The sequence below is a fragment of the Bradyrhizobium sp. 155 genome (assembly GCF_023101105.1).
In the GTDB taxonomy this organism is placed as follows: Bacteria; Pseudomonadota; Alphaproteobacteria; order Rhizobiales; family Xanthobacteraceae; genus Bradyrhizobium; species Bradyrhizobium canariense_D.
In genome coordinates this window covers 6120521-6132156 of record NZ_CP064704.1, presented here as the reverse complement: position 1 = coordinate 6132156, position 11636 = coordinate 6120521, and the positions used below count along the sequence as shown (strand labels likewise).

Here is an 11636-nt window from a genome sequence, read left to right as displayed (position 1 = left end):
CAAAATCGGGGCGCTGCCTACATCCCGCAAGTCGATGTTGACGCGCCCCCGCCGGGACCGACCATGAGATTCGCTTTTGTTTTCCTGCTCGGCGCGGCGCTGCTTTCAAGCCCCGCCGCCGCTCAAACCGGAGCCAACGCCATTCCGACCAACACACCCAGCCTGACGATCAGCTTGGGCACCGCGACGCCCGGCGGCGGCTTTCCGCTCTATGGCAACGCCTTTGCGCAAGCGATGAACGCAGCCGATCCGCAAGTGATCATCGCCCCGCGCAACACCAAGGGCAGCAACGAGAACATTCCGCTGCTGGAGAAGGGCGAGCTCGATCTCGCTCTGGTCGCGGGCGAGCCGGCCTATGAAGCCTTCGCCGGCATCGGCCGTGCGAAGGTCTCGTTGAAGATTCTCACGGCGATCTATTCCAACCCCGGCATGTTCGTGGTGCGCGCGGACAGTCCGTACAAGACCATTCGCGATCTCGTCGGTCAGCCCGTCGCGTTCGGCGCCAAGGGCTCGGGCCTGCCGATCCTGGCGCGCTACGTGCTCGATGGCCTCGGCCTGAAGCAGGACGAGGACTTCAAGGCGATCTATCTCGACCGCGCCGGCGACGGGCCCGCGATGGTCGAGGATGGCCGCGTCGCAGCACTCTGGGGCGCCGGCATCGGCTGGCCCGGCTTCGCGGCGGTGGCCTCGAGCGTATCAGGCGCGCGCTTCATCGCGCCCAGTGCTGAGGAGATCGCGCGCATCCGCGCCAAGCATGCCTTCCTGAAGCCGCTCACCGTGCCGGCCGGCAGCTACCCGAACCAGTCCGAGCCGATCGCCTCGCTGGGGTCCTGGAGCTTTGTGCTGACGCGCGAAGATTTGCCCGATGACGTCGCCTATCGCCTGGCGAAGACGCTTCACGGTGTCGAGCCGACCTTCTGCAAGCAGCTCGCGCAAGCCTGCGAGACCACGGCCGCGAACACGGTCGCCGCCGCGCCGAAGCCCGAGCTGATCCATCCCGGCGTGATGAAGTACTTTCGCGAGATCGGGGTGCTGAAGTAGGGCGCTTCCTTCTCCCCCTGTGGGAGAAGGTGGCGCGAAGCGCCGGATGAGGGGTATCTCTCCGCGAACTCAACAGCGAGTTGGACTCGCGGAGACGACCCCTCACCCGGCTTCGCTTCGCGAATCCACCCTCTCCCGCAAGGGGAGAGGGTGCACCGTCAGCGCGGCGTCGCTACACTCTCACTTCTTCACCATCGCACACGCCGGGTCCGGCGGACCGAAAGCCTTGTCGCCCGAGATCGTGGTGAGGATCTTGTAATAGTCCCACGGATATTTGCTTTCCTCCGGCGTCTTCACCTGCACCAGCCACAGATCGTGCACCATCAGATTGTCTTCGCGTAAGCGGCCGTTGCGGGCGAAGAAATCCTCGATCGGCTTTTCCCGCATCTTGGCGGCCACCTTGAGCGGATCGTCGGTGCCGGTGTCCTTGATGGCGTTGAGATAGTGCATCACGCTCGAATAGACGCCGGCCTGCCACATCGACGGCATCTTGTTCATCTTGGCGAAGTAGCGCTTCGACCATTCGCGGGTCTTGTCGTCCAGGTCCCAATAGAACGATGTCGTCAGCAACAGCCCTTGGGCTGCCTGCAGGCCGAGGCCGTGGATGTCGGTGATCAGCGCCAGCAGCGCCGCCATCTGCTGGCCGCCCTTGAACACGCCGAATTCGGAGCCGGTCTTGATCTCGTTCATGTTGTTCGGCGGACCCGCCGCGATGCCGATGATCTTGGCCTTGGAGGCCTGCGCCTGCAGCACGAAGGAGGAGAGGTCGGGCGTCGCCAGCGGCGGCTTCACCGAGCCCAGCACCTTGCCGCCATTGGCGGTCACGACCGCCGAGGCGTCGCGCTCCAGCGAATGGCCGAAGGCATAATCGTCGGTGATGAAGAACCAGCTGTCGCCGCCGCGCTTGACCACCGCGTCCGCGGTGCCGACCGCGAGCGCGCGGGTGTCGAACACCCACTGGATCGCATAGGGCGAGCAGAACTTGCCGTGGAAATCGGCGGTGCCGGTGGAGTGGGTGATGAACAGCCGCTTCTTCTCGTTGGCCATGTTCTGCACCGCGAGCCCGACCGCGGAGACCGGTACGTCGACGATCAGATCGACCTGGTCGACGTCGTACCAGCGCCGCGCGATGGCGCCGCCGATATCGGCCTTGAGCTGGTGGTCGCCGACGACGATGCTGATCGGCTTGCCGAGCACGGTGCCGCCGAAATCGTCGATCGCCATCTGCGCCGCCGTCACCGAACCCTGGCCGGTCGGCGCCGAGGCCGGACCGTTCATGTCGGTGAGCACGCCGATCTTGACGACGTCGTCGGACACCTGCGCCATTGCGGCGCCCGGCAGCAGCGTCGCCGCCAGGAACGTCGCTGCAAAGCCGGCAGCGACCGGCAGTCCAAATCTCGTTGGCTTCATATTTGTCCTCCCCTGATCCGGCGCGTTGGCCGGTGTACCCCCGGGTATGGCCCGGCTGAATTGGTTTCTTTTGCAACTATTTGGGGGCGGGCGTCAACGTCAGGCGGCGAAGCGGATTTGTCCGGCCGGGGAGGGATCGTAGCCGGTCAGCTCCTCGGCGCGCTGGACCAACCGCTTTTCGCCGAGGAACCGGATCAGGCCCTGCATGGCGGGGCGGAAATAGCTGCGCTGCCGCATCGCGAGGTCGAAGTTCTCCCAGACCAGCGGCACGAAATCGAGGCCGGCCGAGCGCGCGGACGCACGCGTCGCGATGCCGCAATCGGCCTGTCCCGCGCGAACGATCTCGGCGAGATCCGGCCCGGTCAGGGCCGGCATCTCGATCCGGCGCGTCGAGGCGCCGGCGCGCTTCAGCAGCACATCGAGCAGCATCTGCGCGCCCGTGCCCTGCTGTCGCATCGCCATCCTGGCCCCGAGCGCGAGCACGTCGGAAAGGCCGCGCAGCCGCTTGGGATTGCCCGGCGGCAGCACGAGACCCTGCTCGCGGCGCGCGAACGCGACCAGCAATGCATCATGCAGGTCCGGAGCGTCTCGCAGGACCGTCGCATTGGCCTCGGCGGCAAGATTGCCGTCGGCGTCGACGCTGTGGAAGTGCATTGCCACGGCCATCACCTCGTCGCGCTGTAAGCGCTCGAGCCCGCGTGCGCTGCCCTCGCTCATCGAGCCCAGGCCCGAGACGGATTCGCGCAGACTCCAATCTAGAAGCTCGTCCTGGCTGCCGCCGACGACCGGCGGCGGCTCCGCGATCAGCATGCCGGCCGGGCGCGCCAGTCCGGACAGCACCCAGAGGTCGAGTTCGTGCCGCGGGAAGAGCCATTTTCCGGTCACCTTGGTGCAGGGGATCGCACCGGTGGTGACGAGTTCGTAAAGCTTGCGTTCGCCGAGCCGAAGATAGTCGGCGGCTTCGCTGGTCGTCAGGAATTCCATCCTGCATTCCTATGCAAATTCTTGCTTCTTTTTGACGTTCGACGCAGGTGGAATTCTGCATTTCAAGTTTTGTCCGCCACGACCATGCCCGATCATCTCGCTGCTTTGCAACACATCCCCACGCGCGATCTCTGCCTTGGTGAACGATCCTGAATCGCTCGCGTGGTGCGGATCTTGCGGTCTTCGCGCGCGGCGCATTGCCGGAATTTCCCGACGCTGCGGGCACAATGTGCAAACGCGTCACGAGTGCGGCGCAATCCATCAGCATCATGATCGCGTCATAGCCAGTGGGAACCCGATCATGGCCGTCCGCCGCCTCTCCGTTGCACTCGCGCTTCTCTGCGGCCTCGTCGCCGGCGTTGCAGCGTCATCCGCGGAGGACCGCGCGATCGTGCTCGCCACGACCACAGCGACGCAGGAGTCCGGCCTGCTCGACTATCTGCTGCCGATGTTCCGTGAGAAGACCGGCATCGAGGTGACGGTGATCGCGCGGCGCGCCGACGAGGTGCTCGAGGGGGCACGAAGGGGCGAAGTCGACGTCGTGCTGATGCATGCACGGCCGCAGGAGGAGAAATTCGTTGCCGACGGTTTTGCGGTGAAGCGCTTTGACGTGATGTACAACGACTATGTGCTGATCGGGCCGAAGAGCGATCCCGCCGGCGTGAAGGGCAAGGACATCGCGACCGCGCTGAAGGCGATCGAGGCCAAGGGCGCGCCGTTCGTGACGCGCGGCGACCGCTCGGGCACGCATGCCGCGGAGCTCGCGCTCTGGATCGTCGCCGGCATCGACATCGCCCGTACCAAGGGCGCATGGTATCGCGAAGCCAAGCAGGACATGGCCTCAGCCCTTGATGCAGCGCGCACGGCGAACGCCTATGTGCTGTCCGACCGTGGCAGCTGGATCGCTTTTCGGGATCGCGGCGATCTCGACATCGTCGTCGAAGGCGACAAGCGGCTGCTCAATCAGTACGGCGTGATGCTGGTGAACCCCGCGAAGTTTCCGAACGTCAAGAAGGAATTGGGGCAAGACTTCGTCGACTGGCTGATCTCGCCGGACGGGCAGGCGGCGATCGCCGGATACAAGGTCGACGGACAACAACTGTTCTTCCCCAATGCGGACAAATCGGGCGGCTGACGTTCGTGTCGCCAGCGGTTGCCAAACCGGGCGATGCATGGTCCATCATGGCGCATGACCCAGCGCCTGCCGCCATCGCTGACGCCACTCGACACCGCGCTCGCCGCGTTGCTGAAGGGGCTTGATCCGCTCACGCCGGTGGAGTTGCCGCTGAGCGAAGCGGCCGGCTGCATCGCCGCGGGCAATCCGCTGCTCGCGCCTCGACCATCCTGTGACGTCGCTGCCGCGGACGGCTGGGCGTTATGCGCCAATGATCTGGTCGGCGCGTCCTCCTATTCACCGCTGCCGCTGCCGACAGCGCCCGCCTGGGTCGATGCCGGCGACGCGATGCCAGCGGGATGCGACTGTGTGCTCGATGCCGATTCAGTCGAGGTGTCTGGTCCGCTCGCCCAGGTGTTGGCGGAGGGCGTGCCGGGGCAGGGCGTCAGGCGCGCAGGAAGCGACATCGACGGACGAACGCCTGCCGCCGCAGAGGGGTATCCGGTCGGTCCTGCCGCTCTTTTGCTCGCGCGCGCCGCCGGGCTGGACCGGCTGAGCGTGCGCCGTCCGCGGCTGCGCATTGTCAATGTATCAGGTGCAACGCTGACCATGCATTTGATCGCGGACATTGCTCGCGCCGCTGGACTGGATGTGCAGACGAGCGAGGCCGGCGCGCGAGACGCGGGATCGATCGCGGAGACGTTGGGGACGCCTACCTGCGATCTCCTGCTGACGATCGGCGGCAGCGGCGTCGGTCGCAAGGATGCCGCGGTCACGGCGCTGGCCCAGGGTGGTGACGTGATTGCCCATGGTCTTGCGCTCCAGCCCGGACGCACCGCCGCGATCGGGCGGCTGGGAACCATTCCTGTCGTCGGCTTGCCCGGATCGCCGGACCATGCGCTCGCGGTCTGGCTCGCGCTCGTGCTGCCGCTCGTCGACCTTCTGTCGGCGCGGCAGCCGCGCCGACAGATAGTCTTGCCGCTCGCGCGAAAGATTGCATCCAGCGTCGGCATCGCCGAAATGGTCCTGCTGGCCGAGGAACATCATGCGTGGGTGCCGCTTGCGGTAGGAGAATGGCCGCTCCAGGCAATGGCCCGTGCCGATGCATGGCTGCTTGTTCCCGCCGGCCACGAGGGATTTGCAGCGGGCGCGCCGGTCGATGCCTATCTGATGCGGGAATGATATGGGTTTAGCATGACCATGATCCCGCAATCGCAAGTCCGCAGCGCACTCGAACAGGAACAGTTCCTGAAAATCGTTTCCCGCGAGGAGGCCCTGGCACGCTTCGAGGCTGCGCTGTTCCCTCGCGCGATCCCAAGCGAAAGACGCAAGCTCGCAGCAGCGCTCGGCGCGTCGCTTGCTGAAGACATCACTGCGCCAATCGACGTGCCACCGTTCGACCGTTCCAACGTCGACGGCTTCGCGGTGCGCTCAGCGGACCTTGCGACAGCCGGCGAAGGTGCGCAAGTTCGCCTCGGGCTGAATGGCGAGACTATTCACTGCGGCACCGTACCCGCGCTGCAAGTGGCGGCGGGAACGGCAACGCCGATTGCCACCGGCGGTCCGCTGCCGCGCGGTGCCGATGCCGTGGTCATGGTCGAGCATACCCAGCCGGCGGGATCGGCCACCATCGACGTCCGTCGCGCCGCCTCGCCCGGGCAATTCATATCCTACGCAGGATCCGATATCGCGCGCGGCGAGGCGCTGCTGCGCGCCGGCACGATCGTGGGCTCGCGCGAGGTGGGCATGCTGGCGGCTTGCGGTCTTGCCGAGGTGAGCGTCGTGCGCAAACCTCGTGTGGCCGTGATCTCCACCGGCGACGAACTGGTTCAGCCCGGCGAGGTGCTCGCGCCTGCTGCGATTTACGATACCAACGGCGCGATCGTCACTGCTGCGATCGACGAGAACGGCGGAGAGGCGGTTTTCCTCGGCGCCATTCCCGACGACGAAGCTCAGCTCGAAGCCGCCATGCGGCGTGCGCTGGCGGACGCCGACATGCTAGTGCTCTCCGGCGGCACGTCGAAAGGCGCGGGCGATCTGTCTCATCGCATCATCGGCCGGCTCGGCCAGCCCGGGATCATTGCGCATGGCATTGCGCTCAAGCCCGGCAAGCCGCTGTGTCTTGCGGTGTGCGACGGCAAGCCGGTGGTGATCCTGCCGGGTTTTCCGACCTCGGCGATGTTCACCTTTCACGACATGATCGTACCGGTGCTGCGCAAAATGGCCGGACTGCCGCCGCGCTCCGATGCCAAGGTGAGCGCGACCGTGCCGGTGCGCATTGCTTCCGAGCTCGGCCGCACCGAATTCGTCATGGTCTCGCTGGTCGAAGGCAAGGACGGCTTGATCGCTTATCCCTCCGGCAAGGGGTCCGGTGCGATCACGTCGTTCGCGCAGGCCGACGGTTTTCTGCGCATCGACGCACTCGCCGACCAGATGCCGGCCGGGACCGAAGCCGAGGTGACGCTGTTCACGCCGCATGTGCGGGTGCCCGATCTCGTCATCGTCGGCAGTCATTGCGCCGGCCTCGATCTCGTCACGGCGCAACTCGCGCATGCCGGGCTGACCGTGCGCTCGATCGCGGTCGGCAGTCTCGGTGGACTTGCGGCGGCGCGGCGCGGCGAATGCGATCTGGCGCCGATCCATCTGTTCGACGACAAGAGCGAGACCTACAATGCGCCTTACCTCGTCGAAGGTCTCGAACTCGTGCCGGGCTGGCGACGGATGCAGGGCATCGTGTTCCGCAAGGGCGACAAGCGTTTCGAAGGCCACAGCGCGAAGGACGCCGTCGTCGCGGCGCTCGCTGATCCCTCCTGCATCATGGTCAACCGCAACCAGGGCGCCGGCACGCGCATCCTGATCGACCGGTTGCTCGGTGGTGCGCGCCCGGAAGGCTACTGGAACCAGCCACGCTCGCACAACGCGGTGGCCGCGGCGGTCGCGCAGCATCGCGCCGACTGGGGCATGACCATTGCGCCGGTCGCCAAGGCGGTCGGCCTCGGTTTCATTCCGCTCGCGGAGGAGCATTATGACTTCGCGTTGGTGACGGCGCGGAAGCAGCGTCCGGCGGTGCGGGCCTTTCTCGATGCGCTCGGCTCGGACGAAGCGCGTGCCGCGCTGGAGCGGGCCGGATTCCGGCCGGCGTAGAGCTTGGTTAGGACGCCGCATCCAGTGCGGCGAGCCGCTCGGCTTCCGCGATATCCTCGACCGTATTGGCATTGAAGAACGGATCGAGCGGTTCGCTCGGCCACGTCACGGTCGCGAGCGGATAACGCGCGGTCCAGCGGTCGATCTTGCGGAGATCCTCGACCACCAGCGCGTGACGCAGTTCGTCTCGCAAGCCAACGCGCCACAAGCCTATCACCGGATGCGACTGGCCGCCCGACGCCGCAACGGCGAGCTCGGCATTCGCCGCGATGCGTTCGTCATGCAAGCGCGCGACCAGATGGCGCGGCAGGAATGGACAGTCGCCGGCGGCACTGAGCACCCATTCCACCTCAGGCCGGTTCGCCGCGGTCCAGTCGAGCGCGGCAAGGATGCCGGCGAGTGGACCGGGAAAGCCGGGCACGTCGTCGGCGACGACCTGCAAACCGAACGCGGCGAAGCGGGCGGGATCGCCGTTGGCATTGAGGATCAGCCCGCTGCATTGGGGTGATAGGCGCGCGATCACGCGTTCCAGAATGGTGCGGCCGCCAATAGTGCGCATCGGCTTGTCGCCGCCGCCCATGCGCCGCGCGAGGCCGCCGGCGAGCAGCACGCCTTGCGTGGTCGGACAGCTAATCGTCACCACCTTCACCCTTGCGCTTGTGCTTGGCCGATTCCTCCTCGACATAAGCGAGGTTCTGGTCGTAGACGATGCGCTCTTCCCCCGACAACGCGATGAAGCGTTTGCCGCGCGCGCGGCCGACCAGCGTCAAGCCCACCTGCCGGGCGAGATCGACGCCCCAGGCGGTGAAGCCGGAGCGCGACACCAGGATCGGAATTCCCATGCGGACCGTCTTGATCACCATCTCAGAGGTGAGCCGTCCCGTGGTATAGAGGATCTTGTCGGATGCATCGACGCCGTGGCGGTACATCCAGCCCGCGATCTTGTCGACGGCGTTGTGACGGCCGACATCCTCGGTGTAGCAGAGCGGCTCCCCCTCCCTGCACAGCACGCAGCCGTGGATCGCACCGGCCTCCAGATAGAGCGAGGGCATGGTGTTGATGGTCTGCGTCATCTGGTACAGCCAGGAGGTCCGCAGCTCCGCCTTCGGCAACGCCACGCTCTCGACCGCCTCCAGCAGATCGCCGAAGGCGGTGCCCTGCGCGCAGCCCGATGTCTGCGTGCGCTTCTTCAGCTTGGCTTCGAAATTGGTGTGATGCTCGGTGCGCACCACCACCACCTGGAGGTCGTCGTCGTATTCGACCTCGGTGACCGCGTCATTATACTTCAGCATGTTCTGGTTGAGCAAATAGCCCAGCGCCAGATATTCCGGATAGTCGCCGATCGTCATCATGGTGACGATCTCCTGCGAATTCAGGTAGAGCGTCAGCGGGCGCTCCACCGGCACCTTGATCTCGATTCTGGCGCCGGACTGGTCGGTCCCGGTCACGCTCTCGGTGAGGCGCGGGTCGTCGGTATCAGGGACGATCAGGGGCACTGGGGCTTTGTCGATCTTCATCATGGCCGCGACGTTAGCATGACATTCGGGTCAAGCCGATATAAGCATGCTAGCGAAAGAACGAAATGCCGCCTTTTCGTCATTGCGAGCGAAGCGAAGCAATCCGGGCTGCCGCTGTGGATCCATTCCTAGATGCTTCGCTGCGCTCGCAATGACGGAGGAGAGAGTGGTTCCATCAGGGACCTGGTCGCTCGCGGAGACGGAGCTGGAATGAAAGTCATCGGCCTTGCGGGCTGGAGCGGTGCGGGCAAGACCACGCTGTTGACGCGGCTGATCCCGCATTTCAATGCGCTTGGCTTGCGCGTCTCGGTCATCAAGCATGCGCATCACCAGTTCGACGTCGACGTTCCCGGCAAGGACTCCTGGCGCCATCGTGAGGCCGGCGCGGCCGAGGTGCTGGTTGCTTCGTCAAATCGCTGGGCGCTGATGCACGAATTGCGCGGGGCGGCGGAGCCGCGACTGCCGGAACTGTTGAGCAAATTGTCAGCCGTCGACCTCGTCGTGGTCGAGGGTTTCAAGCGCGAGCCGCATCGCAAGATCGAGGTGCATCGCGCGGCCAACGACAAGCCGTTGCTGTTTCCCGATGATCCCGGAATTTACGGGATCGCGGCCGATGTCGCCATTGAAACGCGACTGCCGACCGTCCATCTCGACGATATCGCCGCTGCCGCGGAATTGCTGCTGCGCGCGGCGATGCCGGTCGAGGAAGCGGTCGCGAAAAGCGCTGCGATGCGCTGACGAGGCACCATGGCGCAATTGTCGGACGATTGTTTTGCCTTCGGCGGACCGATGATGTCGGTCGACGAGGCGGTTGGCCTGATCACGACGCGCGTCAACGCGATTGTCGATCTCGAAACCGTGAGGCTCATCGATGCTGATGGGCGGGTGCTGGCCCGCGATATCGCGGCGCCGCTGCCGTTGCCCCCCTTCACCAATTCCGCTGTTGACGGCTACGTCGTGCGCAACGCCGATCTTCCGGACAGCGCCGAGCGGGCACTCCCGCTCGACGGCCGCATCCAGGCCGGCGGTCTGGCACTAGCGCCGATCAAGGCCGGCCACACCGCGCGCATCTTCACCGGCGCGCCGATGCCGCCGGATGCCGAAACCGTCTTCATGCAGGAAGACGTCCGCGTCGATGACGCCGGCCGAATTGTGCTGCCGCCGGGGCTGAAGCCGGGCGCGAATGTCCGCCCTGCGGGAGAGGACATCCCCCAGGGCCACATCGCGCTGCGCGCAGGCCAGCGCTTGCTGCCGCAACATGTCGCGCTCGCGGCGGCGTTCGGCCTGGTCGGGCTCGACGTCGTCAGGCGCATCCGTGTCGCGGTGTTCTCGACCGGTGACGAATTGACTTCGCCCGGCGAGCCGCGCGCGGCCTCGCAGCTGTTCGACTCCAACCGCTTCATGCTGATGGCGATGCTGCGCCGGCTCGGCTGCGAGGTCAGCGATCTCGGCATTTTGCGCGACGAACGTACCTCGCTTGCGAATGGCCTCAAGCAAGTCGCAGGCACGCACGATCTGATCCTCACCACCGGCGGCGTCTCGACCGGAGAGGAGGACCACGTCAAGGCCGCGGTCGAAAGCATCGGCTCGCTGGTGTTGTGGCGGATGGCGATCAAGCCGGGACGGCCCGTGGCGATGGGCATCATCGAGGGCACGCCGCTGATCGGATTGCCGGGCAATCCCGTCGCGAGTTTCGTCACCTTCGTGCATGTGGTGCGGCCGACGGTGCTCGCGCTTGCGGGGAGCCTGCCGGCGCCGCTGTTGCCGATCCCGGTGCGCGCGGCATTCACCTACAAGAAGAAGGCGGGCCGACGCGAATATGTTCGCGCCTCCTTGCGGCGCACGCAGGACGGCGCATTCGAGGCAATCAAGTTTCCACGCGAGGGGGCTGGGCTGTTGTCCTCTCTGATCGACACCGACGGCCTCATCGAGCTCGATGAGGAGGTCACGCGTGTCGAGCCGGGGCAGAGCGTGGGTTTCCTGTCCTATGCCGATTTGCTCTGAGTCTGAACGTGATGCTGGTGCTGGCTCGGCGTTGACGCCATCGGTCGCTCCCGCCATGTTGCGCCGATGACCAGAACGACGCTCGATCTCACCGGACTGAAATGCCCGCTGCCCGCCCTGAAGACGCGCAAAGCGCTGAAGCCGTTGCATCCGGGGGATCAGCTCGAAGTGTACTGCACCGATCCGCTGTCGGTGATTGACATTCCGAACCTGATCCGGGAGACCGGCGACACGGTGGAGATCACCGAGCGCAACGACGCGCGCATCGTGTTCTTGATTGAGAAGGCCGATCGATCGATAGAAAATATCAATGGTGCGCCGCCCACTTAGCTCGCGGTCACTCGGTTGATACCTACCTTTTGTCTATCGACATCGATCATCACTTCTGCCCCAATTGACGTCCTCCGCCGAGACGCGGAGGT

11 protein-coding genes are annotated in these 11636 nt (G+C 65.6%); 7 read left to right on the top strand and 4 right to left on the bottom strand.

Features of this window, described 5'->3' with window-relative positions; genetic code table 11:
• The first annotated feature begins 63 nt into the window (after positions 1-63).
• Entirely contained in the window at positions 64-1041 is a 978-nt protein-coding gene (locus IVA93_RS29515; protein WP_018456164.1) for a TAXI family TRAP transporter solute-binding subunit, read from the top strand.
• A 180-nt stretch (positions 1042-1221) separates the two neighbouring features.
• Here IVA93_RS29515 and IVA93_RS29510 read toward each other — a convergent pair whose 3' ends face one another.
• Positions 1222-2451 carry an ABC transporter substrate-binding protein gene (locus IVA93_RS29510; RefSeq protein WP_018456163.1) on the bottom strand — a complete coding sequence of 410 codons (1230 nt, stop codon included), beginning with the start codon at positions 2449-2451 and terminating at the stop codon, positions 1222-1224.
• A gap of 99 nt (positions 2452-2550) precedes the next feature.
• Positions 2551-3435 carry a substrate-binding domain-containing protein gene (locus IVA93_RS29505; protein ID WP_247789294.1) on the bottom strand — a complete coding sequence of 295 codons (885 nt, stop codon included), beginning with the start codon at positions 3433-3435 and terminating at the stop codon, positions 2551-2553.
• A 301-nt stretch (positions 3436-3736) separates the two neighbouring features.
• On the opposite strand from IVA93_RS29505, the gene IVA93_RS29500 reads away from it, so the two are divergent.
• Genes IVA93_RS29500 through IVA93_RS29490 form a run of 3 tightly spaced genes read left to right on the top strand, consistent with a single transcriptional unit; the run spans position 3737 to position 7693 of the window.
• Positions 3737-4570, top strand: coding sequence for an ABC transporter substrate-binding protein (locus IVA93_RS29500; RefSeq protein ID WP_018456161.1), 834 nt, complete (start codon positions 3737-3739; stop codon positions 4568-4570).
• A gap of 54 nt (positions 4571-4624) precedes the next feature.
• Positions 4625-5731: a molybdopterin-binding protein gene (locus tag IVA93_RS29495; protein WP_018456160.1), complete on the top strand. Its 1107-nt coding sequence runs from the start codon at positions 4625-4627 to the stop codon at positions 5729-5731.
• Positions 5732-5743: 12 nt separating this feature from the next.
• Positions 5744-7693 (top strand): molybdopterin biosynthesis protein, encoded by a 1950-nt coding sequence (locus tag IVA93_RS29490; RefSeq protein ID WP_018456159.1) that lies wholly within the window; start codon positions 5744-5746, stop codon positions 7691-7693.
• 7 nt (positions 7694-7700) lie between these two features.
• Here IVA93_RS29490 and mobA read toward each other — a convergent pair whose 3' ends face one another.
• Together mobA and fdhD are read right to left on the bottom strand one after the other, a co-directional pair.
• Positions 7701-8378 carry a molybdenum cofactor guanylyltransferase MobA gene (gene mobA / locus IVA93_RS29485; protein WP_249799859.1) on the bottom strand — a complete coding sequence of 226 codons (678 nt, stop codon included), beginning with the start codon at positions 8376-8378 and terminating at the stop codon, positions 7701-7703.
• A complete protein-coding gene (gene fdhD / locus IVA93_RS29480; RefSeq protein WP_018456157.1) occupies positions 8323-9213 on the bottom strand; it encodes a formate dehydrogenase accessory sulfurtransferase FdhD in 891 nt (296 codons plus the stop codon). The genes mobA and fdhD overlap by 56 nt, the downstream gene beginning before the upstream one ends.
• Positions 9214-9420: 207 nt before the next feature.
• Between fdhD and mobB the strand changes: the two genes are divergently transcribed.
• The 3 genes from mobB to IVA93_RS29465 all read left to right on the top strand — a co-directional run bounded on the left by mobB (position 9421) and on the right by IVA93_RS29465 (position 11544).
• Positions 9421-9948 (top strand): molybdopterin-guanine dinucleotide biosynthesis protein B, encoded by a 528-nt coding sequence (gene mobB, locus IVA93_RS29475; protein WP_085350470.1) that lies wholly within the window; start codon positions 9421-9423, stop codon positions 9946-9948.
• 9 nt (positions 9949-9957) lie between these two features.
• Entirely contained in the window at positions 9958-11214 is a 1257-nt protein-coding gene (locus tag IVA93_RS29470; protein WP_018456155.1) for a molybdopterin molybdotransferase MoeA, read from the top strand.
• Positions 11215-11280: 66 nt separating this feature from the next.
• The gene (locus IVA93_RS29465; protein WP_018456154.1) at positions 11281-11544 is read left to right on the top strand and encodes a sulfurtransferase TusA family protein; all 264 of its coding nucleotides are present in this window, start codon (positions 11281-11283) and stop codon (positions 11542-11544) included.
• The last annotated feature ends 92 nt before the right edge of the window (positions 11545-11636 follow it).

Coding starts and splice junctions, on each gene's coding strand:
- fdhD (WP_018456157.1), bottom strand. CDS start 9,213: ATGATGAAGATCGACAAAGCCCCAGTGCCCCTGATCGTCCCTGATACC.
- IVA93_RS29470 (WP_018456155.1), top strand. CDS start 9,958: ATGGCGCAATTGTCGGACGATTGTTTTGCCTTCGGCGGACCGATGATG.
- mobB (WP_085350470.1), top strand. CDS start 9,421: ATGAAAGTCATCGGCCTTGCGGGCTGGAGCGGTGCGGGCAAGACCACG.
- IVA93_RS29505 (WP_247789294.1), bottom strand. CDS start 3,435: ATGGAATTCCTGACGACCAGCGAAGCCGCCGACTATCTTCGGCTCGGC.
- IVA93_RS29465 (WP_018456154.1), top strand. CDS start 11,281: ATGACCAGAACGACGCTCGATCTCACCGGACTGAAATGCCCGCTGCCC.
- mobA (WP_249799859.1), bottom strand. CDS start 8,378: ATGTCGAGGAGGAATCGGCCAAGCACAAGCGCAAGGGTGAAGGTGGTG.
- IVA93_RS29515 (WP_018456164.1), top strand. CDS start 64: ATGAGATTCGCTTTTGTTTTCCTGCTCGGCGCGGCGCTGCTTTCAAGC.
- IVA93_RS29500 (WP_018456161.1), top strand. CDS start 3,737: ATGGCCGTCCGCCGCCTCTCCGTTGCACTCGCGCTTCTCTGCGGCCTC.
- IVA93_RS29495 (WP_018456160.1), top strand. CDS start 4,625: ATGACCCAGCGCCTGCCGCCATCGCTGACGCCACTCGACACCGCGCTC.
- IVA93_RS29490 (WP_018456159.1), top strand. CDS start 5,744: ATGACCATGATCCCGCAATCGCAAGTCCGCAGCGCACTCGAACAGGAA.
- IVA93_RS29510 (WP_018456163.1), bottom strand. CDS start 2,451: ATGAAGCCAACGAGATTTGGACTGCCGGTCGCTGCCGGCTTTGCAGCG.